The sequence below is a fragment of the Anaerohalosphaeraceae bacterium genome, from assembly GCA_035378985.1.
Taxonomy (GTDB): domain Bacteria; phylum Planctomycetota; class Phycisphaerae; order Sedimentisphaerales; family Anaerohalosphaeraceae; genus JAHDQI01.
In genome coordinates this window covers 104,784-130,379 of record DAOSUR010000001.1, presented here as the reverse complement: position 1 = coordinate 130,379, position 25,596 = coordinate 104,784, and the positions used below count along the sequence as shown (strand labels likewise).

Annotated in this window: 25 protein-coding genes; 16 read left to right on the top strand and 9 right to left on the bottom strand. The window is 53.3% G+C overall.

Annotated features, from left to right (window positions below):
• The first annotated feature begins 13 nt into the window (after nt 1-13).
• From pyrH to PKY88_00600, 4 genes are all read left to right on the top strand, one after another.
• Entirely contained in the window at nt 14-733 is a 720-nt protein-coding gene (pyrH, locus tag PKY88_00615; protein HOQ03702.1) for a UMP kinase, read from the top strand.
• 58 nt (nt 734-791) lie between these two features.
• On the top strand, nt 792-1,352 hold the full coding sequence (gene frr, locus PKY88_00610) for a ribosome recycling factor (GenBank protein HOQ03701.1): 561 nt from the start codon (nt 792-794) through the stop codon (nt 1,350-1,352).
• A gap of 67 nt (nt 1,353-1,419) precedes the next feature.
• Nucleotides 1,420-4,032: a hypothetical protein gene (locus PKY88_00605; GenBank protein HOQ03700.1), complete on the top strand. Its 2,613-nt coding sequence runs from the start codon at nt 1,420-1,422 to the stop codon at nt 4,030-4,032.
• Entirely contained in the window at nt 4,029-5,435 is a 1,407-nt protein-coding gene (locus PKY88_00600) for a YhjD/YihY/BrkB family envelope integrity protein (protein ID HOQ03699.1), read from the top strand. Before PKY88_00605 ends, PKY88_00600 begins: the two co-directional genes overlap by 4 nt.
• On the opposite strand, the gene PKY88_00595 is transcribed toward PKY88_00600, so the two are convergent.
• Together PKY88_00595 and PKY88_00590 are read right to left on the bottom strand one after the other, a co-directional pair.
• A complete protein-coding gene (locus tag PKY88_00595) occupies nt 5,414-5,986 on the bottom strand; it encodes a LysE family transporter (protein ID HOQ03698.1) in 573 nt (190 codons plus the stop codon). The genes PKY88_00600 and PKY88_00595 overlap by 22 nt on opposite strands.
• A gap of 61 nt (nt 5,987-6,047) precedes the next feature.
• Entirely contained in the window at nt 6,048-6,464 is a 417-nt protein-coding gene (locus tag PKY88_00590) for a secondary thiamine-phosphate synthase enzyme YjbQ (protein HOQ03697.1), read from the bottom strand.
• A 478-nt stretch (nt 6,465-6,942) separates the two neighbouring features.
• Between PKY88_00590 and PKY88_00585 the strand changes: the two genes are divergently transcribed.
• Both PKY88_00585 and PKY88_00580 read left to right on the top strand, forming a co-directional pair.
• Nucleotides 6,943-7,251 (top strand): RNA-binding protein, encoded by a 309-nt coding sequence (locus PKY88_00585; GenBank protein ID HOQ03696.1) that lies wholly within the window; start codon nt 6,943-6,945, stop codon nt 7,249-7,251.
• A gap of 119 nt (nt 7,252-7,370) precedes the next feature.
• The gene (locus PKY88_00580) at nt 7,371-7,574 is read left to right on the top strand and encodes a cold-shock protein (GenBank protein ID HOQ03695.1); all 204 of its coding nucleotides are present in this window, start codon (nt 7,371-7,373) and stop codon (nt 7,572-7,574) included.
• A 59-nt stretch (nt 7,575-7,633) separates the two neighbouring features.
• On the opposite strand, the gene PKY88_00575 is transcribed toward PKY88_00580, so the two are convergent.
• The 4 genes from PKY88_00575 to PKY88_00560 all read right to left on the bottom strand — a co-directional run bounded on the left by PKY88_00575 (nt 7,634) and on the right by PKY88_00560 (nt 12,396).
• On the bottom strand, nt 7,634-8,401 hold the full coding sequence (locus PKY88_00575) for an energy-coupling factor ABC transporter ATP-binding protein (GenBank protein HOQ03694.1): 768 nt from the start codon (nt 8,399-8,401) through the stop codon (nt 7,634-7,636).
• Complete coding sequence (gene cbiQ / locus PKY88_00570; protein ID HOQ03693.1) at nt 8,398-9,216, bottom strand: cobalt ECF transporter T component CbiQ; 819 nt, start codon at nt 9,214-9,216, stop codon at nt 8,398-8,400. The genes PKY88_00575 and cbiQ overlap by 4 nt, the downstream gene beginning before the upstream one ends.
• A 102-nt stretch (nt 9,217-9,318) precedes the next feature.
• Complete coding sequence (locus tag PKY88_00565) at nt 9,319-11,328, bottom strand: ATP-binding protein (protein HOQ03692.1); 2,010 nt, start codon at nt 11,326-11,328, stop codon at nt 9,319-9,321.
• 12 nt (nt 11,329-11,340) lie between these two features.
• On the bottom strand, nt 11,341-12,396 hold the full coding sequence (locus PKY88_00560) for an ethylbenzene dehydrogenase-related protein (protein ID HOQ03691.1): 1,056 nt from the start codon (nt 12,394-12,396) through the stop codon (nt 11,341-11,343).
• 379 nt (nt 12,397-12,775) lie between these two features.
• Here PKY88_00560 and PKY88_00555 point away from each other — a divergent pair, with 379 nt between their 5' ends.
• Nucleotides 12,776-13,801 carry a cellulase family glycosylhydrolase gene (locus PKY88_00555; GenBank protein HOQ03690.1) on the top strand — a complete coding sequence of 342 codons (1,026 nt, stop codon included), beginning with the start codon at nt 12,776-12,778 and terminating at the stop codon, nt 13,799-13,801.
• A gap of 9 nt (nt 13,802-13,810) precedes the next feature.
• Here the strand turns inward: PKY88_00555 and PKY88_00550 are convergent, their stop codons facing one another.
• Nucleotides 13,811-14,080: a hypothetical protein gene (locus PKY88_00550; GenBank protein HOQ03689.1), complete on the bottom strand. Its 270-nt coding sequence runs from the start codon at nt 14,078-14,080 to the stop codon at nt 13,811-13,813.
• A 243-nt stretch (nt 14,081-14,323) separates the two neighbouring features.
• On the opposite strand from PKY88_00550, the gene PKY88_00545 reads away from it, so the two are divergent.
• The 5 genes from PKY88_00545 to PKY88_00525 all read left to right on the top strand — a co-directional run bounded on the left by PKY88_00545 (nt 14,324) and on the right by PKY88_00525 (nt 19,911).
• Nucleotides 14,324-15,685, top strand: coding sequence for a DUF1015 domain-containing protein (locus tag PKY88_00545; GenBank protein ID HOQ03688.1), 1,362 nt, complete (start codon nt 14,324-14,326; stop codon nt 15,683-15,685).
• Entirely contained in the window at nt 15,682-16,770 is a 1,089-nt protein-coding gene (locus PKY88_00540) for an alanine--glyoxylate aminotransferase family protein (protein HOQ03687.1), read from the top strand. Before PKY88_00545 ends, PKY88_00540 begins: the two co-directional genes overlap by 4 nt.
• Nucleotides 16,771-16,903: 133 nt before the next feature.
• Nucleotides 16,904-17,905, top strand: coding sequence for an aspartate-semialdehyde dehydrogenase (locus PKY88_00535; protein ID HOQ03686.1), 1,002 nt, complete (start codon nt 16,904-16,906; stop codon nt 17,903-17,905).
• 58 nt (nt 17,906-17,963) lie between these two features.
• Nucleotides 17,964-18,707, top strand: a complete 744-nt coding sequence (truA, locus tag PKY88_00530; protein ID HOQ03685.1) for a tRNA pseudouridine(38-40) synthase TruA — start codon at nt 17,964-17,966, stop codon at nt 18,705-18,707.
• A gap of 1 nt (nt 18,708) precedes the next feature.
• Complete coding sequence (locus PKY88_00525) at nt 18,709-19,911, top strand: glycosyltransferase family 4 protein (GenBank protein ID HOQ03684.1); 1,203 nt, start codon at nt 18,709-18,711, stop codon at nt 19,909-19,911.
• 17 nt (nt 19,912-19,928) lie between these two features.
• On the opposite strand, the gene PKY88_00520 is transcribed toward PKY88_00525, so the two are convergent.
• Nucleotides 19,929-21,335 carry an MATE family efflux transporter gene (locus PKY88_00520; GenBank protein HOQ03683.1) on the bottom strand — a complete coding sequence of 469 codons (1,407 nt, stop codon included), beginning with the start codon at nt 21,333-21,335 and terminating at the stop codon, nt 19,929-19,931.
• 185 nt (nt 21,336-21,520) lie between these two features.
• On the opposite strand from PKY88_00520, the gene PKY88_00515 reads away from it, so the two are divergent.
• The 3 genes from PKY88_00515 to folP are packed head-to-tail and all read left to right on the top strand — an operon-like array spanning nt 21,521 to nt 24,535.
• Complete coding sequence (locus PKY88_00515; protein HOQ03682.1) at nt 21,521-22,501, top strand: magnesium transporter; 981 nt, start codon at nt 21,521-21,523, stop codon at nt 22,499-22,501.
• 7 nt (nt 22,502-22,508) lie between these two features.
• Nucleotides 22,509-23,696 (top strand): 4-phosphoerythronate dehydrogenase, encoded by a 1,188-nt coding sequence (locus PKY88_00510; GenBank protein ID HOQ03681.1) that lies wholly within the window; start codon nt 22,509-22,511, stop codon nt 23,694-23,696.
• A complete protein-coding gene (folP, locus tag PKY88_00505; protein HOQ03680.1) occupies nt 23,675-24,535 on the top strand; it encodes a dihydropteroate synthase in 861 nt (286 codons plus the stop codon). Before PKY88_00510 ends, folP begins: the two co-directional genes overlap by 22 nt.
• Nucleotides 24,536-24,594: 59 nt before the next feature.
• Here folP and PKY88_00500 read toward each other — a convergent pair whose 3' ends face one another.
• Complete coding sequence (locus PKY88_00500) at nt 24,595-24,942, bottom strand: hypothetical protein (protein HOQ03679.1); 348 nt, start codon at nt 24,940-24,942, stop codon at nt 24,595-24,597.
• A 320-nt stretch (nt 24,943-25,262) separates the two neighbouring features.
• Between PKY88_00500 and PKY88_00495 the strand changes: the two genes are divergently transcribed.
• The gene (locus PKY88_00495; protein HOQ03678.1) at nt 25,263-25,433 is read left to right on the top strand and encodes a hypothetical protein; all 171 of its coding nucleotides are present in this window, start codon (nt 25,263-25,265) and stop codon (nt 25,431-25,433) included.
• Nucleotides 25,434-25,596: the final 163 nt, after the last annotated feature.

The window sequence follows — 25,596 nt, the reverse complement described above, 5'->3', positions numbered from 1 at the left end:
AGCAAGGATGGGTATGAGCGAGATACGGTACAAACGAATTTTGCTGAAATTGTCAGGGGAAAGTTTCTGCAAACCCGATGGTTTCGGAATTGACGGTGAGGCCCTCGAGGCCATTGCAGATCGAATCATTCGCATCTGCAAACTCGGGCCCCAGGTGGCCATTGTCGTCGGCGGCGGAAATTTCCTGCGGGGACCTTCGTTTTCGCGAAAAAGCCATATTCCCCGAACGACCGCCGATTATATGGGCATGCTGGCAACGGTGATTAATGCCTGTGCTCTGCAGGAAATTCTCGAAAAAGAAGGCCAGCCGACCCGGGTGCTCAGTGCCATCGAGGTATCGGCTATCTGTGAGCCGTTCATTCGGCGGCGGGCCCTTCGTCATCTGGAGCGGGGGCGGGTGGCTATTCTTGCTGGGGGAACCGGCAATCCCTTCTTCTCTACGGATACCTGTGCGGCCCTGCGGGCGGCTGAGTTGGGCGCTGAACTGATGATTAAAGCCACCAAGGTGGACGGCGTTTATACCGACGACCCCAAGACCAATCCAAACGCTCAGCTCATCGAGCGGATGACCTATCATCAGGTTCTACAGCAGAATCTGAAGGTGATGGACCCGTCCGCCGTAAGTTTGTGCTGGGAAAATCATATTCCGATTGTTGTCCTGAATTTCTTCCGGGACGGCCATATCACAAAAGCCCTTCGGGGTGAACAGGTTGGAACCTTAATCAGTGATTGAACGTCTGAGGCCGACGGCTCAGACCGAGAATAGACAAGAAGGAAAGGGGAAAGCATCTATGACGACAAAACAGATCGTTTCTGAACACGAAAAGAATATGCACAAATCCATCGATTTTCTGAAAAGTGAACTGCGGGCGGTGCGGACCGGACGAGCTTCGCCCGGTCTGGTGGAACACCTCACGGTGGAGTATTATGGAGCCCCCACTCCGCTCAAACAGCTGGCGACCATTGCGGTACCGGATGCTTCTTCGATTGTCATCAAACCGTTTGACCCTTCCTGCCTGAAAGAGATTGAGAAGGCCATCAGGGCCAGCGAACTGAGTCTGGCCCCGCTGGTGGACGGAAAGACTATTCGCCTGAATCTGCCTCCGCTCAGCGAGGAACGACGCAAGCAGATTGTTCAGCAGGTCAAGCAAATGGGTGAAAAAGTCAAGGTCACCATTCGCAACATCCGTCGTGATGCCATCAAATCTCTCGAAGACGAAGAGAAGAAAAAAACTATTACGGAAGACGACCGTGACCGGGGCAAAAAAGAAATCGAGGACCTGACCAAGAAACATATTGAGCAGGTTGATGAAATCATCGAGACCAAATCTCGCGAAATTTTGTCCGAATAGTTATTAAAAGAACGTCATCGTTTTTTGTTTTTTCCCGGAAACGTTTCTTTTTTGGGAGATATCTCTTATGACTGACCCGAAGCAGCGGAAAAAGTCTGTCAGGCGAATCGGGCTTTGGACGGCGATAGGGTTGGGAATTGTTTTTGTATTGGTTGCTTTCCTTCCGTCGCTTCTGTCCACTCGAACCGGCACTTCTTTTCTTTTTAAGCGATTGAATCGTTCTATGGATGGAAAGCTGACGGCGGAGGATTTGTCGCTCGGCTGGTTCAGCGGCGTCCGGCTGCAAAATCTTGTCTGGCAGGATGCCTCCGGAGACACCCAGGTTCGCATTGCTTCTCTGAAGGCCCGTCCCCGATGGCTGGCTCTGCTTGCCGGACGTATTGCTCTTACCGATGCGGTAGTGGAGGGTCCTCTTCTTCAGATGAAAAGACCGGTCGCCTTATCGACCGCCCCGCAGAAATCAGAGCATCCGCAAAAGAGCTCGCCGTCCCCTGTCTATCGGATTGGCCCTGTTGAACTGGAGATCCGACAGGGTCAGGCCGTTCTCGAGCAGGCCCGTCCTGATGGTCTGCCGCCGATGCAGCTCCATGTTCGCAATCTGGCTTCCACGGTTGTTCTGAACAAGGCCGGCGCAGAGTCCGCCGTGTCTGTCTCTATGGACATTGGAGATGGGAAGCAGCAGGGCACCCTCCAGGCCAAAGGGCGGGAGCTTGTTTTTTCCTCTGGGACGGGATTGGCCGGCCTGAGCGGTCAGTTTGATGCGGAAATTCATTCTCTCTCCCTGGGCAGTCTGGCACCTCTGCTGGCCCTGGCGGGCAAAGATGTCCAATTAACCGGAACCCTGAACGGAACAGCAAGTGCCAAAATTACCAATGGACAGATACAAAATCTTCAGCTTTCAGCTGACCTGAGCGGTTTCGAGCAGGTCTATGAAGGCCGTACCATTCGGCTCGAACAGCCGCTCAAGGCCCGCGCCCGTCTTTCTACGCAGGCATCGGATTGGCTGATTGAGCAGTTGGAAATCGAATCTTCCTTCTGCCGTTTGTCCGGAAAGGGGGGCCTGAATGCTCTCGAATATACCTTAACGGCTGATTTGGCCCAGGTGCAGACGTTCACCGCTTCTTTGGCGGACTGGAAAGGATATCAGGCGGCCGGATTTCTCTCGGCAAACGGCAAGCTTCTGCGGCAGCAAAATGCCCTTCAGGCCGCCGGACAGGTCAGCATCCGGGAGTTTTCCGTCCGACAGGCTGACAAGTCCATCGCCTTTTCGGAGGTATCACAGGATTATGACCTAACGGTTCTTTTGGATTCCAAATCCGCAAGCATCCGCCAGGCGGTTCTGTCCGCCCAGCCCCTCGGCACTCTCCGGATTGCGGAGACAAAGCTGGACTGGAGCAAGCCCGAAATCCAGGCGGAATCGGCTCTGACCGGAAGCTTGGACCTCAAGCATGCCGCTCCGGTTATTCAATTCTTCTATCCGCTGCCCGCAAATGTTTCGATGACAGGGATTGTGCGGCCGGATGCCCGAATCGAAATGAAAGACGGGACCCTTCGAATTTTGACCGCTTCGACGGCGGCAGAGAATCTGACCGTCAGCAAACCCGGTTTAGAACCGTTCATCAGCCGACAGATTACCCTGAAGGCCGATGTGCTCTGGGACCTTAGAAAGAATGAGCTTCGCCATCTGAAGGATTTTGAACTGAATAGCGACGCGATTCGGCTGCGCGGCAGTCTCCAGCAGACAGATACTCCGGACAAGACTCAAATTGTCGGAAAGGCTCAGGCCGAATATGATTTAAAGGAGGTGTCGGCGCTGCTTGGCCCTTTTCTCCCCGATGAATTGATGCTCGAGGGAAAACGGAATGACCAATTCGATTTTACCGTCAGCAAAACCCAAAAGGGCTTCGACTGGCAGACCCTTGCAGCCAATGGCTCATTCGGCTTTCAAAAAGCAGCTTATAAAGGACTGCAGATTGGAGCTGCGGAGCTGAAACTGAAGGCCGACAAAGGCAGTGCGACAGTCGATTTGTCGGATACACCCGTGAACAATGGGATACTCCGGCTGGCGGGGGATATTGATTTCAAGAGTACACCGCCGGTTTTTCACCTGCGCAAACCCATGACCATTCTTGAGAAAGTACAAATCAACGATGAACTGACGCGAAATCTCCTTGAATACGTCAACCCATTGTTTGCCGGAGCCAGCCGTGTTTCCGGCATTGCGGATTTTTCCTGTGAGGAACTGGTGCTGCCGCTCGGTGCTGCTCGAAAAGACCTGTTGAAAATGAAATCCGTTCTGGCCCTCAGCCAGATGACGATGCGATCGGATGGATTTCTCAAAGAGCTGCTTACTGTACTCGGCAGTGACCCATCGGTTGTTCTGACGCTTCATCCGACCGCACTGTCGCTGGAAAAAGAGGTAATTTCCTATCAGAATATGCGGTTGGATGTCGGAAAAAATCCGGTCGTTTTTTCAGGTCAAATCGGGCTTGACCGGCGGCTTCGGATGGAAATGAAAATGCCCTGGACACTCGGCGGACAGTCCGTCCGTTCCGGCGAGGACCCTGCTGATCGAATCGTACTGTCCGTCGGCGGTACGATTGACAAGCCCCAGGTTGATTGGGGTAAAGTTCTCCAGCTGAATCTGGGCAGAATCTTCTTGAAGGAAGTTCTAAAATGAAATCCGTCTTTCCGGGGTTCAGGCGGTGGTTTACATTGCCTGTGGAAGAGTTGGGCCGCTGGGCACGATTTCTTGTTTTCCAGGTTCGCATTTGGCGGCATTGCATCCGTCTGCTTCGCGTCAACCGATTCGGCACGCAGGCGGCGGCCCTGTCTTACTATACCATCTTCGGCCTGGTACCTGCGGCCATCGTGATGCTGATGATTTTTCAGATGTTTCCGGCTTATCGCGATGTAAGCGCCAAGGTCAGGGCCTTTGTCTATGAGCAAATGAATTTGACGCGTCTGGAGTATCCGACGGATAAAGTGACCGGGCCGCGTCCTAACGGTCAAGTTCCCCCCAAAATCAGCGTGGCTGAAAAACTGGATGAATTGACCGATCACTATCTTGGACGGTTGAACACAGGAGCAATCGGCATTGTCAGCGGTTTGCTTGTGGTGTATGCTGCTATTGGTTTGCTGTCAACCGTCGAAAAGGCCTTTAATGTCATCTACCGAGTCCCGACAGGCCGCTCTTTCCTGAAAAGAATGGTCAATTACTGGTCGCTTCTCACCCTCGGTCCGCTTCTGCTGGGACTCGGAATCCATCTGAGTACTCAATTTATGCTGATGAAAGGGGTTCATCAGGGCTTCATCCGCTATATTCAGCCCGTTTTGCCTTTTCTCATCAGTGTTCTGCTTTTTTTCTTTCTCTATTATATGCTCCCCAACACATCTGTTCGCCCTTCCGCGGCTCTGTGGGGAGCCGTCATCGCAGCAGTTCTCTGGACGACAGCCAAGTTTCTGTTCGGCTTATACGTGACAAGATTTGTGCCTTTTAACGCCGTCTGGGGGATTTTGGGAATCATCCCACTGACGGTTTTTTGGATTTACTGGACATGGATTTTCATTTTATTTGGTCTTCAGCTGACCTATGCCGTCCAGCACCTGCGCACTCTCGATGCGGCTGAATTGGCCCGGGCGCAGCGGACGTCTGATGTCTGTTTTTTGGCCAATGATCAGACTGTCACGCGAATGGTCGAATTTGTCCTGCGGGTTTTTGAACAGAAGGAAGAGCTGCCTGTCAGTGTTGAGCAGGTGGCCGCCAATCTGGAAATGCCGGTTGAGGTGGCGCGTCGGCTGCTGGACCATCTGGTCAAGGGCGGCCTTTTGTGCCATACCAATGAGCCGGTTCAGGGATATGTGCCCTCCACCGACGGGGCTCATATCACGCTGGCTGATATCAGCCGGGTGGTCGATTCACTCAGTTATGGACAGGCCGACCCGATTCACAACCCCAAGATTGTCGGCGTTTTTGAAAAAATCCGGCAGACTCTGGCACAGTACACCCTTAAGGATGTACTCGAACCGTTTCACAAGGAGGAACTCAAAACCCAGCCGCTTCAGGAGGAAAAGTCAGAGTAAAAGGCATCAAGAAGAAACCGGATGCCGAATCCGGCCAGTGCCAGCGCACAAAACGCCAGAATCCATTTCTGATTTCGCCGGCTCAGCAGATTGGCTCCGTAAAAGGCACTGAATGCTAAAATCGTCAGCCAGACCAAATCACAAGCCCAGTGGACGACCGCAAAGAGTACAAGAGCAGACCATCCTATCGCCTGAGCCCTCCAGGCCAGGTTTAGCCCTACGCTGACCCACCAGAAGAGAAAATAGGGATTTGTGGCCGAGAGGAAAAATCCGGTCATCAGCGGCCCGCGGCTGGAGACGGCCTGCGGATTGAAATCCGGTTTTCGGATTTCCCGAAGCATCCCGAAACTCATCCAAATCAAAAAAAGACCTCCAGCGATACCGATTGCGGTTCGTGTCAAAGGATATTCAAAAACAGCGGCGAGTCCGAGCATCAGCAGAAAAATCAGGGGAATCTCCAGGATTCCGTGCCCAAATGCAATCAGCGTTCCGGCCCAGCGATTTCGGCTGCCCTGAGCCAGCGTGGCCGTGGTAACCGGCCCCGGTGCCATCACGCCTGACAGCGAAATTACAACAGTCTGAATGAGAAAAGAAAGGAGCACTCCAGTCGCCTTATTCACCGATGATTTTTACAAGAACACGTTTGCGGCGCTTTCCGTCAAATTCCCCGTAAAAAATCTGCTCCCACGGCCCAAAATCCAGTTTTCCTTTGGTGACGGCCACGACGACTTCCCGCCCCATAATGGTGCGTTTCAGGTGGGCATCCGCGTTGTCTTCATAACCATTGTGCCGATACTGCTCATAGGGCTTTTCCGGAGCCAATTTTTCCAGCCAGACTTCAAAATCGTGATGCAGCCCGGGCTCATCATCATTAATAAAAACGGACGAGGTAATATGCATCGCGTTCACCAGACATAACCCCTCGGAGATGCCGGACTCGGCCAGACACTGCTCCACTTGCGGTGTAATATTGACCAATTCTCTTCGCCGCGAAGTCTGAAACCAAAGTTCTTTCCGATACGATTTCATCTGATTCTCCGTCAAATGCCGCTTTCTGAAATTACCTTATGTTGTTTCGAAAAAAAAGCAAATAGGAACAATGTTTTGACAGGAAGAAAAAACAATATACAGACAATATAGACCTTAAAAGGCGATATATTGAAAGGATTTTTAAAATTCTCTTGCTTTTTTTCCGATACTTAGAGATAATGAACTATCGAAATGACTGGACACGATCAGTCAGCGTGCCTCAATGAAAGAGAGTTTTCTCCCTTCCATTGCTCGTCATTTCGCAGAACGTGCAATTTGAGTCAGGAAGGTTAGAATATTACAAGGCGGTTTTGGACATTTAAGAACCCTTCAAAGAGGTCGGTTTTTAAGAATTTCTTGCCCCGCGAGTCTTTCCCGAGTCAGGATTCCTCCGAAGGCGGTTTTTTCATGCGGTCATCTCCTCTGCGCATCGGCGCCGGACGGAGCCAAAGGAAATACTTTTCAATAAGGAAAAACCATGAACATTTATGTAGGAAATCTGTCGTTTGACGTTGTAGAAAGTGATCTGCTCCGTCTGTTTGAAACCTTCGGCCGTGTGACCTCTGCCAGCATTATCAAGGATAAATTCAAAGGGCGCTCCCGCGGATTCGGATTTGTGGAGATGCCCGATGATGCCGAAGCCCAGGCCGCCATTGAGGCCCTCAACGGCAAAGAAATGATGAACCGAACCCTTACCGTAAATGAAGCTCGTCAGCGGCCTGAACGGGCTCCTCGAAGCGGAGGCGACCGGCGGCCCAACCGCGGCGGCGGGCGCAGACGGTTTTAACCGTTTTTTCTCAACAGGTGCGGGCCGGTGTTCTTATTTGCTCTCCGGGATGCAGGCCCTTTTACAAAAAGCAGGAGGGCACGGAAAGTTAGGGACGTTAAGTCCCGGGAGTACAAGCAATGGCAAAAGGTACAGTCAAGTGGTTCAATGACAGCAAGGGATTCGGTTTTATTTGTCCCGAGGAAGGCGGCAGCGATTTGTTCGTCCATCACTCGGAAATTCAGGCCAGCGGATTCAAATCCCTCAAGGAAGGCCAGAAGGTCGAATACGAAGTCGGCCAGGGCAAAAAAGGCCCTTGCGCTACCAAGGTCAAACCCTGCTAATCTGGCAGGTGCATTGGAGCACTCAAAAGCCCCGTCTGTTCGGCGGGGCTTTTCCTTTTTTAACCGGAGGGAGAGGGATTCCGCCCGCAGAGAGGACAACCCTGCAGGCGAAGCGGTTTGCTCAGGCGGGCTTTCGAAAGCACCTTTTCATTCTGAAAAACCTCTTCTGTCGAGCCGTCCAGCACCACCCTGCCTCCTTCTAAAACGATTGTCCGCTCGCACAAATCCATGGCCAGGTCCAGGTCATGGGTGGCGATGATTTTCGTATGTTCAAACGACCGCAGCAGGTCAATGAGTTCCCGTCTGGCCTGAGGGTCCAGATTGGCACTGGGTTCATCCAGGACAAGGATATCCGGACTCATCGCCAAAACAGAAGCAATTGCCGCCCGCCGTTTTTCTCCTGCCGACAGCCGGAATGGCGGTCGATTCTGCAGGTGCAGCACACCCGTACGGCGAAGGGCTTCCTCGACTACCGGACGGACCTGCTGGGCATCCAGCCCGAGGTTGTGCGGCCCAAAGGCAGCATCCTCATACACCGTCGGCATAAACAGCTGGTCATCTGGGTCCTGAAACACCATTCCGACCGTTTTGCGAATGGCCGACAGGGTTTGACGGCTGACCGGAAGATTGCCGATTCGCAATGTGCCTTTGGTCGGCAGCAGGCAGCCGCACAGGTGCAGCAGAAGAGTGGATTTGCCTGCTCCATTGCCTCCCACGAGGGCTACGGACTGACCGTGCGTAATGCGGAACGAGATTCCCTGCAGGGCCGCCGTTCCGTCCGGATAGGTATAAAAAAGATTGTCCGCCTCAACCAGATGATGACTCATCCTGTTATCCCTTCAAGGAACCGCCCCCATATTGCAGCCGGATTGACCCAACGGAAAATAATGAAAAAAACGGTCCAAAAAAAGAAAAACAAAACATCCTGCCGGCTTATCTGGAAAACCTGCTTTGTGGGAATCCGGCCTTCAAATGCCCGGCAATACATCGCCTGGCTGATGCGCTCCGCCCGCTCAAATGTTCGAAGCAGCAGACTGCCGGCCATTCCCCGAAAGGAGAGCAGACCGGTTCCCCGTCCGCCGAAGCTGCGCAGGGAACGAGCCCGAAGCATCCGAGCGGCTTCCTCCATCAGCACAAACAAATAACGATACAGAAAAAGAATCTGCAGAACAAAAATCCGCGGTATCTTGATTTTTTCTAAAGCCGCACAAACGCCTTCGAGGCCGGTCGTTGCAAGCAAAATCAGCACACTCCCGACGGTTAGTCCAAATCGCAGCAAAATAGAACAGAATGAAAGCCAGCCGCCGCTGACTGAGAGAAATCCAACTGACAGTACAGCTTGTCGGTCCAGCAAGGGGTTCCAGATTCCCAGCAGCACGGCTAAAGGGCTGACGGCTGCCAGCCGACGAAGCAGAAGACCGGCCGGCACATGAGCCGCTGTCATCAAATAGAAGGGGTAGAGAAAGAACGGAATCAGGGCCGAAACGGTATATTTGGGAAAGGAAACCACACACACCAGAAAAACAATGGTTGTCAAAACTTTGACCCGGGCATCCAGCCGGTGAATCGGGCTTTCCAATCGGGCCAGCTCATCCATCTGCCCCAGATTCAGCAAAATGTTCTGTCCGACTGTCCCTGACATGTGCCGTTTTTTCTCCTGATAAGCATGAACCCGTGATTGTATCCAAGGCGGAGGAATGGGTCAATGCGGCAGATGGAAAAACAAAAGGGGCAATAGGAGAGCTTAACTTTTTCCAGCTGTCTTGCTGCAGAGGTATTTTTGGAGAATTCGCCGAAGGGCTTTTCGATCAATCGGTTTGGTCAAATAATCGCTGCAGCCGGCCTTCAGGCATTTTTCATCATCCCCTTTCATCGCCAGAGCTGTCAGGGCAATAATAGGCAAAGTCAGCCCTTTGGCTCGGATGGCCTGGACGGCTTCCAGGCCGCTCATTAACGGCATCTGCATGTCCATCAGAACCAGGTCGAAGGATTCACACAGAACGGCCTCGAGGGCTTCCTGACCGTTTTCCACAACCACCGCCTGCAGTCCCTCTTTTTCGAGAAGCAGCCGAATCAGCATCTGATTGGCCTTGGCATCCTCCGCCACCAGGATTCGTCCCGAAAGACGAATCTGCTCCGGCTCCTCTTCGGAAGGCTGCTGAATGGCCTTCTCGGCTGTTTCATATCGGTTATGGGATGTCTGTTTCGAAGGGTCGACGCCGGTCGGCAGCCGGATTGAGAAAACCGACCCGCGTCCGACGGTACTGTGCACGGTGATTTTTCCGCCGAGCAGTTCCGTCAGCCGCTTTGTAATCGAAAGGCCCAGACCCGTACCGCCGTAGCGCCGGGTCATACTGCTGTCGGCCTGGGTGAAGGCGTCGAAAATCACAGCCAGCTTGTCTTCCGGAATCCCAATGCCCGTGTCCTCCACATCAAAACGGATGAAATCAGCATTGTCTTCCTGTTCTTTCATTACGTTGATAAACACATGCCCTTTTTCCGTAAATTTGATGGCGTTGCCCGCCAGATTGATTAGACACTGGCGCAGGCGTACAGGATCTGAATTCAGCGTTCCCGGCAAGTCGCTGCATTGAAGAATTTCAAATTGAAGACCTTTGGCGGCTGCCAGCGGATGAAGGGTTGAGAATAAATCTTCCAGAAACTCCGAAAGCGAAAAATCGATTCTTTCCACTTTCAGCTTGCCGGCCTCAATCTTCGAGAAATCCAGGATGTCGTTAATCAGCTGCAGCAGCATCCGTCCGTTGTTCAGAATCATCTGAATATATTCTTTCTGACGTCCGCTGAGCCGTTCTTCTTCCTTCAGCAGTTCACCGAATCCCAGAATGGCGCTCATCGGGGTGCGGATTTCATGACTCATATTTGCCAGAAATTCGCTCTTCATTACATCGGCTTTTCGCACCTCCTCCAGCAATTCAAGCAGGTGGTCATTGCTTTTGCGAAGCTCTTCCTCCGTCTGCTGAACTCGTTCGGCCATCTGATTAAGCCGCAGGGCTGCCTGACCGATCAGGTCGGAATGAGGCTGTTCGATCCGATGGGATAAGTCCCCCTGACGAATGGCATCCGCGGCCTCTATCATCTGTTTCAAATAATACTTCAGCAGCAGATACAAAGTGCTCACTACTCCGATGATGGCGGCTTCCGCCGCCAGCAGGAACAAACTGATGAGAACCTGAGTGTGCTTCAAATCAGCCGCCAACCGCCCCAGGGTTTGATGAATCTCTTCCTGGACAACGCGGCAGTAATAAATGGATTTTTCTTTGGAATCCTCCAGGATTGTGCTGATAGCCTCCAGGGATTCCCGAGCCAAATCTCGACTCGGATCTTTAAAGTATGTGGACTGATAGGCGTACAGAAGTGTCTTGCATTTTTTTACATTGTCCTGAAGCTGCTGATGGAAAAGCGGCGGACTGTTTGTTCCGGTTTTCAGCTTTTTCAGATTCTCTTCGATCCGGCGAAGATGGTTCAGGGAGGGTTCAATGTTGCTGGATTGATTCAGCCAGCTGGTCCGAAAGGTGAACGCTGTTTTTGAAAACTCATAAACAATTTCCGAAAGCAGTCCCAATTCTTTGATTTCACACTGAACGTGGCACTCAATCTGCTCATAGGTCTGATGGTGAAAATAAATGGACAAAAGGGCTATTATCAAAAGCGCGGCAAAGATAACCGCCGCCCCCACCTGAGCGACCGTGGAAAACGAATAAGTTTTCGGAAGATTTCGAATCAAATTGAACATTGCTTTTCAATCTCAATTATGCGGCGGTTCAATGACAAGGTATAATCGGTCAAAAGCGTTTCCGGTTCGGTACAGGGGCTGATGCCACTGCGGTTCGATGCCTGTACCGGCCATTTCATAGACGGTAGCGGCAAATAAATAAGTTTGTCCAACCTCAAACTGTACGTCATCCTCGTGTCCGGTTTGAAGGGCCCGCTGAATCTCAAGGGTCCAGTGTCCGTCCGCCCATTGACCTTTGCCGCGTATATCCGCTCGGCTGCCGGACGGCTCCTGCGGATAGTAGCGAAGAAGAACGTCTCCCTGATAATCGAAGAAGAATTTTTCCGTATAAGCGGCCCGGCCTTCATCCCCCGTTCGGCGCAGATAAAGGGTCCCGTATTGCTTTGAGGATAGAGCCAGTGATTCAGCCTGCGGCTCAAGGGTCACCTCCTGCTGCTTGTCATCCAGATATCCGTTCGGATTGGTTCGACAGGCCTTCCAGAACCAGATGTCGGCTTTGTGAGGCACCAGCTGCTCCGGCGACAAAGACAGATTCTCCCCGCTCAGCCGCCATTTGAGCACCAGCATATCTTCCTGGTCATTGCCCGGCTTGTAAATCTGCTCTGCAGAATCCCAGAACCAACTTTTGTGAGATTCTGACGCGGCACTGTCCGGATAGACAACCAGAAGAAAGATGTTTTGTCCGTTGTGAAATGCCCTCAGTCGGATCGGCCTTTGAGAGGAGGCATCCAGAGTTGTAATCTCCGGCAGACCTGCCCAAACCGGTTCGTTGGCTGTTCCGTCTGTCTGAATAATGGTTTGAACATATCGGCATTGCAGGGGCAAATCCATTGGCTCACGTTTCGGCGGCACAAAATCTGTAAACTCGTCTTTCTGTTGAATCGGCCGCGGAATACAAATCCCTTTTTCAGATGATTTGGGTTTGACCGGTGATTCGGGCTGGACTTGAACGGTGAGAGGTTGCGGTTTTGTGTCCGCTGCCTGTGCCTGTCTTTTTCGACAGCCCCAGACTCCCCAAAGAACGATTGCCCCCGCCACACACAGAACAAACAGTGTCCGGCTTTTCATAATCTTTTTTCCTTAAAAAGATTGTGCCAAACGGTAACCTGCCTGTTTTTTCCTTCGTCGGCTTATTTGCCGGACTTAATATAGAAAAACAGTTGCTTCGGAAACCGCCATTTATGGTTTGTTAAGAACTTATTTAATAAAGAGTTATGGCTTTTGACCTTTTTCAATGAAATCGTATTGACCTGGAAGGTACATTATCGGACTTCTTGGGGAAAAACAATTATCGAGGTTGTCTGCAGCAGAGAGGTTGGTATAATGCCCCGAAAATACTTGCGGCTTGGCAAAAGAATATAAAAGGTTCGATATGATTACCAGACGTGACTTTGTAAAGGTCGGTGTTGCTTCAGCCGCTGCCTTTCTTTCCCGGAAAACCTTCGCTATGGAAAAGTTTTCTCAAGGAAAAGTATCGCTTCCCCTTTATCGCGGATTCAATTTGCTCGAAAAGTTCAGCGGGCAGGGGCCTCGTCGGCCGTTTGTTGAAAAAGATTTCGAAATCATGGCCGACTGGGGCTTTAATTTTGCACGTCTCCCGATGTCCTACTGGCACTGGGCGGATAAGAAGAACTGGTTTGCAGTTCGCGAGGATGTTTTGGAGGATATTGACCAGGCTGTTGAATGGGGCCGACAGTACGGGATTCACATCAATCTGAATCTGCATCGAATCCCCGGATACTGCATCAATAACCGCCGGGCCGAACCGGTGGACTTGTATGAGGACACCCCGGACAATATGCAAAAAGCCCTGGAAGGGGCCGTATTCCATTGGAAAATGTTTGCCCGTCGATACAAAGGAATTCCCAGCACTCAGCTGAGCTTTGACTTGATTAACGAACCGCCGCATTTGCCGGACGAGACCCGCCACGTAGAGGTTGTTCGGGCTCTGGTCGAGGCCATTCGTCAGGAGGACCCGGACCGGCTTATCATGGCTGACGGCAAGGATGTCGGTCGTTTACCCATCTGGGGAATTGCCGATTTGGGAGTCGTCCAAAGCACACGCGGCTACGATCCCGTCAGTGTGAGCCATTACCAGGCCTCTTGGATGCCGCCGAATGCCTTTCAGACCCGACAGGTTCCGACCTGGCCCCTTAAGGCCGATGACGGCACAATTTGGGACAAGGATTATCTGAAGGAAAAACTGATTAAACCCTGGAAAATGCTCGAAAGTCAGGGGGTGCCCGTTCAGGTCGGCGAATGGGGCTGCTTTAACAAGACCCCTCATACCGTAGCCCTTCGGTGGATGGAAGATTGGCTCCAGTTATGGAAAGAAGCCGGCTGGGGACATGCATTATGGAATCTGAGAGGCGATTTCGGCGTCCTCGACAGCCGAAGGACCGATGTTCAATATGAAAAATACAAGGGACATCTCTTGGATCGCAGGATGCTCGAACTTATCCGAACTTACTGAGCATCTGAATCAACCGCCCCGCAGCCATTCTTCCAGGTTTTTCGCCAGCAGTTCCGCATCTTTCTTTTGCAGAATGTGCTGACGGATAGGGTCAGGAATTTTTAGTTTGACCAAGGCCTTTTCAACACGCTTCCAAAGCGACTGTCGCTTCCCTTCTGTTTGTGCCAGATAAATCTGACTGACCAGTTCCTGAATTCGCCCCAAAAGGATGGTGTCCAAATGCTGATAATAGTTTGAAATAATGTTCTGCTGATGAGGGGTGTATTCTCTTTTTGTCATTGGCAAAAGTCCTTTCCGAGCGAATTGTCTATTCTAAAAGGCCCTCTCAAATTCTGCAAGAATGTTTGTTTACGGAGAATTCGAAAACTTTGTAGAATTTGGCAGAAAAATCATATAATTTTCTTTGCGTTCTTTATTTTTTTTGTTATATTCGCCAACAGTTGTGCGGGACGGCTATTTTATTGTTCTATTTAGTGCAATAAAAGAAACAAACAGAACATAAGTTTTGATAATAGTGGTAAAATGGATATAAAACCCTTTCGTGCTCTGCGTTTTAATCCTGAAGTAGTTGGGAACCCCGGTACCTGTATTGCTCCACCTTATGATGTGATTGATGAACAGGCCCAGCGGGATCTGTACCATGCTAATCCATATAACATAGTACGGGCCACAAAAGGTCTGAAATATCCGGAAGATGATGACCAGTGCAACGTCTATACCCGGGCTGCCGACTATCTCCGGGAAGCTATCCAGCAAAAGGCCCTTGTCTATGATGAGCAGGAGGCCCTTTACGGATATGTTCAGGACTTTACGATTGCGGGCAAACATTATCAGCGCAGCGGAATTATCGCCCTGGGACGGCTGGAACCCTTCGGGAAGGGCATTCGTCCTCATGAAAAGACCCTCGATGGACCCAAGGCGGATCGGCTGAATCTGATGCGGGCAACGGCCGCTCAGTTCGGACAGATTTTTATGCTCTATGACGACCCGACCCGGATAGCCGAGCAAGTTATCCAAAAAGCGATGCAGGAATCGCCGGTTCTTGATTTCACAGACAAGGAAAATGTTCGGCATCGCCTGTATATTATTCGGCAGGAACAGGACGTTGTCCGGTTTGCTCAAATGATGAAATCCAAATCCGGCATCATCGCCGACGGCCATCATCGCTACGAAACCGCCCTCAATTACTGGCTGGAGACCCAAAATCCAAAGGCCCAGTGGCAGATGATGACCTTTGTGAATACCTATAATGAAGGGCTTGTCATTCAGCCGACACATCGGCTCCTGTGGGGCCTGCCCGATTTTTCCGCATCGGCTCTGCTTGATGGCCTCAAAACCGATTTTCAAATCGACCGATTCGAATGGACTGATGTACACCAGAAAAAGCAGGCCTGCGCCAAGATGTTCGAACAAATGAAGACGCTTCAGACGCAGGAGAAATCCGCCTTCGGATTTTATGCCGGCAATGCTTTTTATGTCCTCACGTTCACAAATCCCCCGGCTATGATACGCATTGCACCTCAGATGAGCGATGCCTCTCGGCGGCTGGATGTGAATATCCTCCATCGGCTTATTCTGGAACAGCATCTTCACATCAACGATGAAAAGCTGGCCCGCCAAGCCCATATTGATTACATCAAAGATTTAGGCGATGCCATCGAACGTTCGATTGAACGCATTGACAGCGGACAGGCCCAGGCAGTTTTCTTTTTGAATCCGACCCCGATGAGCCATGTCCGGGCTGTGGCGGAAGCCGGCGAAAAAATGCCCCAAAAATCCACCTTCTTCTATCCCAAAGTGTTCAGCGGCCTGACGATTTATGTGGTCGGTGCCGTTCCGCAAAAAACGGTTCAACGGTCTTTAAAACAGGAGTGTTCACGATGACAGACTGGAAAAATCCCCCCAAACTCTTTATCCCGGGCCCGGTTCATGTTCTGCCGGAAGTCCTCCAGCAGCTGGCCCGTCCGACGCTGGGACACCGCAACAAGGAATACTCCCAGCTCCACAAAGAAACCGTGGACATGCTCAAGAAAATCCTCTTTACGGAGCAGCATGTCTTTCTGTGCACCTCCTCGGCGTCGGGCATCTGGGAGGCCAGTATCCGCAACTGTGTCAAGAAGGACGAACCCGTCCTGTGCACCATGTGCGGGGCGTTCAGTGATAAATGGGCCGATGTCGCCCGCTCCTGCGGACGAATCGTGGATGAGCTGAAGGTTGAGTGGGGACAGGCCACAACGCCTGAACTGATTGACAAGGCCCTCTCGGCCAAGAAATACGCTGCGATTACTTTGGTTTATAATGAAACCAGTACCGGCCTGACCAATCCGGTTTATGAAATCAGCGAGATGATGAAAAAGAAATACCCGGATGTGCTGGTTTTTGTGGATGCCGTCAGCGGCATGGTCGGTCTGCCCATTCATTTCGACCAGCTCGGCTGGGATGTGGTTTTCGCCTCCGTCCAGAAGGCCTTTGCGATTCCGCCGGGATTTACTGTAACGGCCGTCAGCAAACGGGCCCTCGAAAAGAGCAAGTCCGTCCCCGAGCGGGGATATTACTTTGATTTCCAGGCCTTTGCCAAGTCGGCAGAAAAAGACCAGACGCCGACAACCCCGTCAATTCCGCATATTATGGCTCTGCATTATCAGTGTACACGTCTGCTGGCTGAAGGGATGGAGAATGTCTGGAAACGCCACAAGAAAATGGGGGAATATGCCCGAGCATGGGCCAAGGAGCACTTTGCGCTCTTCTGTGAGGAAAAATACGCTTCTAATACCCTTACCACGGTCAAAAATACACGCGGTATTGATATTCCGACGGTGATTAAGAACGTTCAGGCCAAGCACAATGTCCTTTTCGGCAACGGCTACGGCAAGCTCAAGAATGAGACCTTCCGGGTGGCCCATATGGGCGACATCACTCTCGAGGACCTCAAGCAGGTGCTGGCCTGGATTGAGGACGAAATCAAATAACCGGATTTCGCCGCAATTTTCAAGGCCTGTCGAACCCTTCGGCAGGCCTTTTTTTTGGAATCTGTTGCTTTTTGGAGACGTAAAAGATATATTAGTCTGCTCAAACAACCAGAAAGAATCAGGAGTAAACACAATGGCAAAAAACATTGCAATTGCCGGGGTAACCGGTGCGGTCGGGCAGGAGTTCCTGAGAATCCTCGAGGAACGCAATTTCCCCTTTAACCAGTGCAAAATGCTCGCTTCCAGCCGCTCTGTCGGCAAAAAAGTCACCCTCAAGGGCAAAGAATATACCGTCGAGGAACTCAAACACGACAGTTTCAAGGGGGTGGATATTGCCCTGTTTTCCGCCGGCGGGGCGCGCAGCAAGGAATTTGCTCCTTCCGCCGTCAAGGCCGGTGCGGTCGTGGTGGACAACTCCTCGGCCTTCCGGATGGACCCCGATGTGCCGCTGGTTGTGCCGGAAATCAATCCGCAGGATATTTACAAGCACAAAGGGATTATCGCCAACCCGAACTGCACAACCATTATTGCGATTGTCGTTGTCTGGCCGCTGCACAAGGCCAACCCCGTCAAACGCATGGTTGTCAGCAGTTATCAGGCCGCCAGCGGGGCGGGCCAGTCCGCCATGCTCGAACTGCTTCAGCAGGCCCGCGAGGTTCTCGACGGCAAACCCGTCACCGTCAAGAATCTCAAGTACCAGCTGGCCTTCAATGTGTATTGCCACGACTCGAAAATCGGTCCCAACGGCTACAACGAGGAAGAAATGAAACTGGTCAACGAGACCCGCAAAATCTTCCATTGTCCGGATATTGCGATTACGGGCACCTGCGTGCGTGTTCCGGTCCTGCGGGCCCACAGCGAGAGCATCAATCTTGAGTTTACCCATCCGATTACACCGGATGAAGTCCGCCAGCTCCTGAGCACGGCCCCGGGTGTAAAAATCATCGATGACCGGGCCAACAATCGGTTCCCGATGCCGCTGGATGCCACGGGCAAGGATGAGGTATTTGTCGGACGCATTCGCCAGGATGAATCCATTCCGGACAACCGCGGCATCAACCTGTGGGTTTCCGGCGACCAAATCCGCAAGGGTGCGGCCCTCAACGCCGTCCAAATCGCCGAGAAACTGCTTTAACAGCAGGCACCTTTTAGGTACTCTATAGGCCGGTTTTTAACCGGCCTTTTTTTATGCGATGGAAAGAAGAAAGATCAAACTGACGATTCAGTACAATGGTAGCCGCTTTCACGGCTGGGCCGCCCAGCCGGGGCTGCCCACCATTCAGGGCACCATCGAGGAGGCCTTCGAAAAACTGTGCGGACAAAAGGTTGAGGTTGTCGGCTCCTCGCGTACAGATGCCGGCGTTCATGCGCTCGGTCAGGTTGCTCATGCGGTTCTGGCGGACTGTCCCGTCCCGACCGCCAATCTTCAAAAAGCCCTGAATCGGCTTCTGCCCGAGGACATCGCCGTGGCGGCTGTGGAAGAGGTGCCCGATTCTTTTGATGCCGTCTCCGATACGCGAAGCAAACGATACCGTTATACCATCCACAACGGCTCCATTCGCCCGGTGCTCGAGATTCACCGCTGCTGGCATTATCCCTATCCGCTGGATATCGAGGCAATGCAGCGGGCCGCCGAACGGCTTTTGGGCACCCGCGATTTTAAGTCATTTGCCTCGGCAGGCGATCAGCGGCTGTCTTCTGTGCGAACCGTTACGCTTTGCCGGGTTCAGAGCGACCCGCCCTGGATTACGCTGGATATCGCCGCCGACGGCTTTCTGTATAATATGGTTCGCAACATTGTCGGCACCCTTGTGGAAATCGGACGCGGGCGCTGGCGGCCGGAGGATATGGACCGGATTCTGGAGGCCAAAGACCGTGCCGCTGCGGGGCCTATCGCTCCGCCCGCCGGGCTTTGTCTGATGGAGATTTTTTACTGAAATGAAAGTTGTTCACGTTATCACACGTCTGATTGTCGGCGGGGCGCAGGAAAACACCCTCATTACCTGCCGTCTTCTGGCCCGTCGCGGTCATGAGGTCGTGCTGATTACAGGGCCGGCTGTCGGTCCGGAAGGGGCTCTCTTTGAAGAGGTCCGCAAAGACGGATACGAAATCGTCCTCTTGGATGAACTTTGTCGGGAAATCTCTCCGATGAAGGATCTATCTGCTTATGGGAAGCTCAAGCGGCTTCTGCGCCGTCTGAATCCGGATATTGTCCATACCCACTCGGCCAAGGCGGGCATTCTGGGCCGCTGGGCCGGCTGGGCCTTAAAGGGCAGACTTGCCGATGCAAATCCCGCTCGTCCATTCGTGGTTCATACCGTTCACGGGCTTGCGTTTCATCCGTATCAAAGCCGTCTCCTGAATCGCTTTTATATTGCCGTTGAAAAAGCTGCCGCCCGCCGAACCGATGCCTTTCTGACCGTGGCGGATGCAATGACGGCTCAGGCCAAAGCCGCCGGCATCGGCCTGGACAAACCCTGGACGACCGCCTATTCGGCCATTGAAGAAGAGCCGTTTGTCAATTCGCCTTCCGAGGAAGCCAAGGCGGCCTTTCGTCGGCAGTACAACCTGCCCGCTGAGGCGATTGTTATTGTTAAAATCGCCCGGCTCTTCCACCTCAAGGGACACGAATATGTCATTCGTTCCGCCCAGACTCTCGCTCGGGCCTGTCCGAATGTTTATTGGCTTTTCGTCGGCGACGGCATCCTGACCGAACAGCGGAAAGAGGAAATCCGACGTGCCGGTCTGGAAGGACGGTTTCGTTTTACCGGTCTTCTGCCTCCTTCTCGGATTCCGCTGGCCATCCATGCCTCCGATTTCCTTGTGCACTGCTCGCTGCGGGAAGGGCTGGCCCGTGTCCTGCCCCAGGCGATGCTCTGCGGCAAACCCGTCGTCAGTTTCGACATTGACGGGGCCCGCGAGGTGGTCAATCCCTCCACCGGATTTCTCATTGAACCCGAAAATGTCCAGCAGCTCATATATGCCTGCCGGCAGCTGATTGACAATCCCGCCCTGCGGATGCAGCTGGGACAAAATGCCCGCCGTTCTGTTCTGGGCAAATTCGCCCCCGAAACGATGGTCAATACCATCGAGTCCGTCTATCAGGAACTGTTCAGCGAACTATCGCAGAAACGCCGATAAGTCAGACGGGTGTCTTTCTATTCTCTGAACCGTGCCTTCTCGATCTGGTGCAGTTTTTTCCACACACCTGTTCGGAAAAAGAAGAAGAGGGCGGCCGCCCGGACGGCCCAGTCGGCGGCTGTTGCCGTCCAGACACCTGCCAGCCCCCAGCCGAGGGAAAAGGCCAGCAGCCAGGTTCCTCCCAGCCGGAAAATCACGGTGCTGACCAACCCGACATACAGGGCTGACTTGGTATCGCCCGCCCCGCGCAGGGCTCCGATAAAAATAAAGGTAAACGCCATAAACGGAAGCTCCAGCCCGGCTATCCGCAGCGCTGTTCCCGCACCGTCCAGCACCTGCGGTGTTGACCCGAATATTCGAACCAGCTGCGGTCCCCACAGGGCAAAGACGATGCTTAATATCCCCATAAAGACCGCCGAGACCGCCAGCATCCGCCGGACGGCGAATTCCGCAATATGCTCCAGCTGCGCCCCGACCGCCTGCCCGACCAGGGTTGTCGCCGCCACCGCCAGCCCCCAAACCGGCATATACGCGAATGATTCCATCTGGACGGCCAGCTGATGCGAAGCCAAAGCGGTTGTTCCCAGCATCGCCACCAGCCGCATAAACAGCACATAGATAAAAGTATTGGACAGGCGTTCCGCTAGGGCCGGAGCCGCCAGATACCACAGCCGTCGCAGCATAACCTGAGTCGGTTTGAGGAAATGATCCCAGCTCAAACCAATGCTGCGGCGGGAAAACAGGGTTCCCAAGGAGACCGCCGCCCCGGTCGTTCGTGCCAGCACCGTTCCCCAGGCTACCCCGTAAAAGCCCATTTTCGGCACTCCCACACCGAACGCCAAAACCACGCTGGAAACCAGATTTACAATGTTCATCAGGACCGAAATCCACATCGCCCGCATCACATCGCCTTTGCTGCGGTGGATGCTGTTGCTGGTAAACAGCGGCAGCCCGAACACACAGGAGAGCATCAGAATCTTCAGATAGCGGCTTCCGGCGGGCAGGACCACCTCTGAGGCCCCCAGCAGGCGAATGATTGGTTCTGAAAGCCAATAGCCGACGGCGGCAATCCCCGCCGCCGTGGCAAACGAAATGGTCAGGGACAGGGCGGCATAGCGGCAAGCCGTCTGCCGATCGCCTTCGCCCCACGAACGCGAGACAATCGATGCTGTGGAAATTGCCAGGGCGATATACGGGGCGTTGATGAAGAACATAGCCAGCCCCGCCAGGGCGGATGCCGCCAGGAAGTTTTCGTTCCGGAGCCAGCCGACAATCAGGGTGTCCACGAAAAACACCAGCGAGAACAGCAGGTTTTCAAAGACAGCCGGGCCTGCCAGCGCCGCCAGCGTACGGTTCAAATCCCGCAGACGCAGGTTCAGCCGTTCAACGGGCTGTTCGATGGAGTAGGATTCGCTGTCCGCCATTTGCTGATACCATTCGTTTTTGCCGATTCCAAAACAAAACAGAATAAACAGGCCCGGGCCGAATCGCAATCAAAAAGAGCAGAAGCCCGACATCCCGTTTGTATGCTGAATTTGTCCTTGCCCTCTGCTGTCCGGCCTTTTACACTGATGCTTTTGGAAAACGACGGTTCAGCAGAGCGACAGAAATGGAACCCAAAGACCCCATTTATCATTCTGTGATGACGATTGCCGGGCGGGACATTACCGAACTGCATGAGAAATGGACCGTTCGGCAGGCGCTGGAGGACATCCGAAGCCGTCAGCTGGGCGACCGAATTATGTATTTTTATGTGGTGGATGCGGACCGACGCCTGGTTGGTGTGATTCCAACCCGGCGGCTCCTGACAGCGCCGCTGGAGGAACGGCTGTCTGAAATTATGATTCGCGATGTCATAACGATTCCGCATACGGCGACGGTTTTTGATGCCTGTGAGCTGTTTGCGATTCATCGGTTTCTGGCCCTTCCGGTGGTTAACGACAAACAGCAGATTGTCGGGGTAGTGGACGTCGGCATGTTTACGGACGAAATCTTTAGCGTGGCGGAACGCGAGCGGATTGCCGAAGTCTTCGAAATCATCGGCTTTCGGGTCTCGCAGCTGCGGAATGCCTCCCCGCTTCGGGCCTTTCGGGTTCGCTTTCCCTGGCTGACGGCCACCATCGCCAGCGGTACGATTTGTGCCCTGCTGGTTGGTGTGTATGAACTGACGTTGGCCAAGACTCTTGTGCTGGCCTTCTTTTTGACCCTTGTGCTGGGGCTGGGCGAGAGTGTGAGCATGCAGTCGATGACGGTCACCATCCAGGCCCTGCGTTCGATGCGTCCGACCCTTCGCTGGTATCTGTCTTCGCTGGTTCGTGAGGCGGGCACATCCCTTCTGCTCGGGGCGGCCTGCGGGCTGGCCGTGGGAATGATTGTCTGGCTTTGGCGCGGTGCCGGACTGCCGGCCTTGGTTATCGGCGGCAGCATCCTTCTGTCGCTTTCTACGGCTTGTTTTCTCGGCTTGAGCATTCCGGCCCTCCTGCACGCCCTGAAACTGGACCCCAAAGTCGCCGCCGGCCCGATTACGCTGGCATTGGCGGATATCTTTACCATTCTGATTTATTTTACGCTGGCGTCTATTCTTTTGTGAGGTTCTTGTGAAGATTGTTGCAGACCAAAATATTCCGTTTGTTAAGGAATGTTTCTCGTCGCTTGGTGACGTTTATGTCTGCTCCGGCAGGCAGATTACGCCGGAGGTTGTTCGCGATGCCGACCTGCTGCTGGTGCGGAGCATTACGCCTGTCAACGAGGTCCTACTGGGCGGCAGCCGCGTGCGGTTTGTCGCCACGGCTACCATCGGCACCGACCATGTGGATACCGATTATCTCCAGCGGGCCAAAATTGCTTTTGCCTCCGCCCCCGGGTCCAACGCCAACAGTGTTGCCGAATATGTTGTTGCCGCCTTGCTGCTGGTTGCCAAACGCCGTCGGTTTACCCTTGATGGCAAACGCATCGGCATTATCGGGGTCGGCAATGTCGGCTCTCGGGTGGATGCCAAATGTCGGGCCCTCGGGATGGAAACCGTCCTGAACGACCCGCCGCTGGCCCGCATCACCGCCGACAGCAAATATCGGCCTCTGGAAGAAGCCCTGGCCTGCGATATTATCACGCTGCATACCCCGCTTACGGAAGACGGACCCGATGCCACATACCACCTGGCTGACGAAATCTTCTTTTCCGCTCTCAGGAAAGGCGCTGTCTTTATCAATACCGCCCGGGGAGGTGTGATGGAAACCGCCGCCCTGAAAAAGGCGATGGAAACCGGCAAAACCTCGGCGGTTATTCTCGATGTCTGGGAGAACGAGCCGACGCCCGACCCCTGGCTGGTTCGTCATGTGGACATCTCTACACCTCATATCGCGGGCTACTCGTTTGACGGCAAGGTAAACGGTCTTTTGATGATTTACCGGGCCGCCTGCAAGTTCCTGAATGTGGACCCCCAGTATACAGAAAAGGATTTTCTGCCGCCGCCGGCTGTGCCGCAAATCGAAATCACCCCGGAGCAGATTCAGTCGGCATCTGAAGAGGTCCTCCTGCACGAAATCGTCCAGCAGGTCTATCCCATCGGGCGTGACGATTTCAATATGCGGGAAATCCTGCAGGTGCCCGCCGAGCAGCAGGGGGCCTTCTTTGACCGCCTCCGCAGGGACTATCCTGTTCGCAGGGAGTTTCAGAATACTCTGGTCAAGCTGCCCAAAGGGGCTGATACGCTGGCCGCCAAACTGACCGGCATCGGGTTTCAGGTGGAGATGGAAAAATCACGATGGAATCTCTTCCGCAGGTAGTTGTCTGGCCCGCCGGTCGGCTGGATTTCTCCGCCGGCCCGCTGGTGATGGGGATTCTGAACGTCACGCCGGACTCGTTCAGCGACGGGGGGGATTTTTTCGAACCGGACAAGGCCGTTGCTGCCGGAGTTCAAATGGCGCAGCAGGGGGCGGCCATTCTGGATGTCGGGGCGGAATCCACACGGCCGGGCTCTCGGCCTGTTCCTGCCGACGAGCAGATTCGACGGGCTGTCCCTGTCATTGAAGCACTGGCCCGCGGGGTGAGCATTCCCATCAGCATTGACACCAGAGACCCTGACGTTGCCCAGGCGGCTGTCCGGGCGGGGGCCTCTATCCTCAACGACATCACTGCTCTGGCGGACGAGCGAATGGCCCGCCTGGCTGCCGACAGACAGCTGCCGGTTGTCCTGATGCATATGCAGGGCACCCCGGAAACGATGCAGCAGAAGCCGCACTACGACGATGTGGTTGCGGAGGTGAAAGAGTACCTGCTGAGCCGGGCGGCATATGCCGAATCTGTTGGTATCCGCCGCGAACGGATTTTCCTCGACCCAGGCATCGGCTTCGGCAAGACGACGGAACATAATCTTCTTCTGCTGGGGCATCTGGAGGAGTTCGTCGGTCTGGGGTATCGGGTACTGGTCGGTGTCAGCCGCAAGCGGTTTATCGGTCAGCTTACCGGCCGGGAGAACCCCAAAGAACGGCTGTTCGGCACCGCCGCCGCCGTCGCCCTTGCGGCGGCCAAAGGGGCTTCGATCCTGCGCGTTCACGATGTCGGCCCGATGGCCGATGTCGTCAGGGTCGCCTATGCGGTTGCCGCTGCGGAATCCTCTGTCTGACAGTCCGGCGGTTCCGGCGGTCTTATTCGGCCGTTTTGTGCAGCCGCTCCGGAAGGCGTTCAGGGCTGTTTCTTCTGGCCGGTCAGACAGGATTTCGGAGCAAAATACAGAACAAGTTTTGAGGCGGGCTCAATTTCATATCGTTTCAGCGTTTCCGGATCGGTTTCGGATACGTCAAATTCAAAGGTACTGCCTGTCTCGATTGTTTCTGTTATAAGAAGCCGGTACAGTCTTTGGTCCACAAGATAGCAGACGCCGTCTTCCGGCGCTTCATAGGAGATTTTCAGACCGCCGCCGACCGCCTTGGCGCAGCTCGGGAGTTCTTTTGGAGTCGGCCTGTATACCGAGCACCCGCCTGCCGTTAACAAAATTCCTAATGTGAGCCGCACGACATTTTGCCTTCTCATATTTTCTCTCCTTTTCATGGGGTCTTTCCGATATTATTCGTCGATTCGAAAGCAGGTCAAGAGGATTTTACGGTTTGAGAGATTGAGGGAGCTGCGGGAGCGGCCGTGTCGAAGAATGGAGTTGAGTTTCCGGAAGCCGGAAACCAGCTTCCAGCAACCAGAGTCAGGAAAAATTTGAAGCACGAAATTCAAAAACCGACCGCCAGAAATTTTTTGACAGGATGCATTATTTTTGTAAAAATGCTGACAGAATTTTTTGTTCTTAGGAGATTTTTAGAAAACTTTAGACGAAGATTCGATTGCATGGAAGGGGTGATCTTATGTTCGGCTTCTTCTGGGATGAAGAGGAGGAAGAATCGAAGGACTATGAAGATTGGGGGCCGGAGGATTGGGAAGAATATTTCAGTATGGCCGAAGAGCGGTCCGAGCAAGAGAGCGGGGAGGGTGAGCCGGATTTAGAGGACGAATTTCCCGAGGAAGACCTTTCGTAGACAAGTTCCCCCATAACGCATCCCTTTGGCAGGTCTTTTTTCTGTAAAGGGACGGGTGAGTTTTTCAGACGAAGTCGAGGTCTGAACAAGGGATTGGTTTTTTCGGCTTTGCTGCATTATCTGCTTGTGATATGCATTTGTAATCTGCACCTGCATCCTAAAG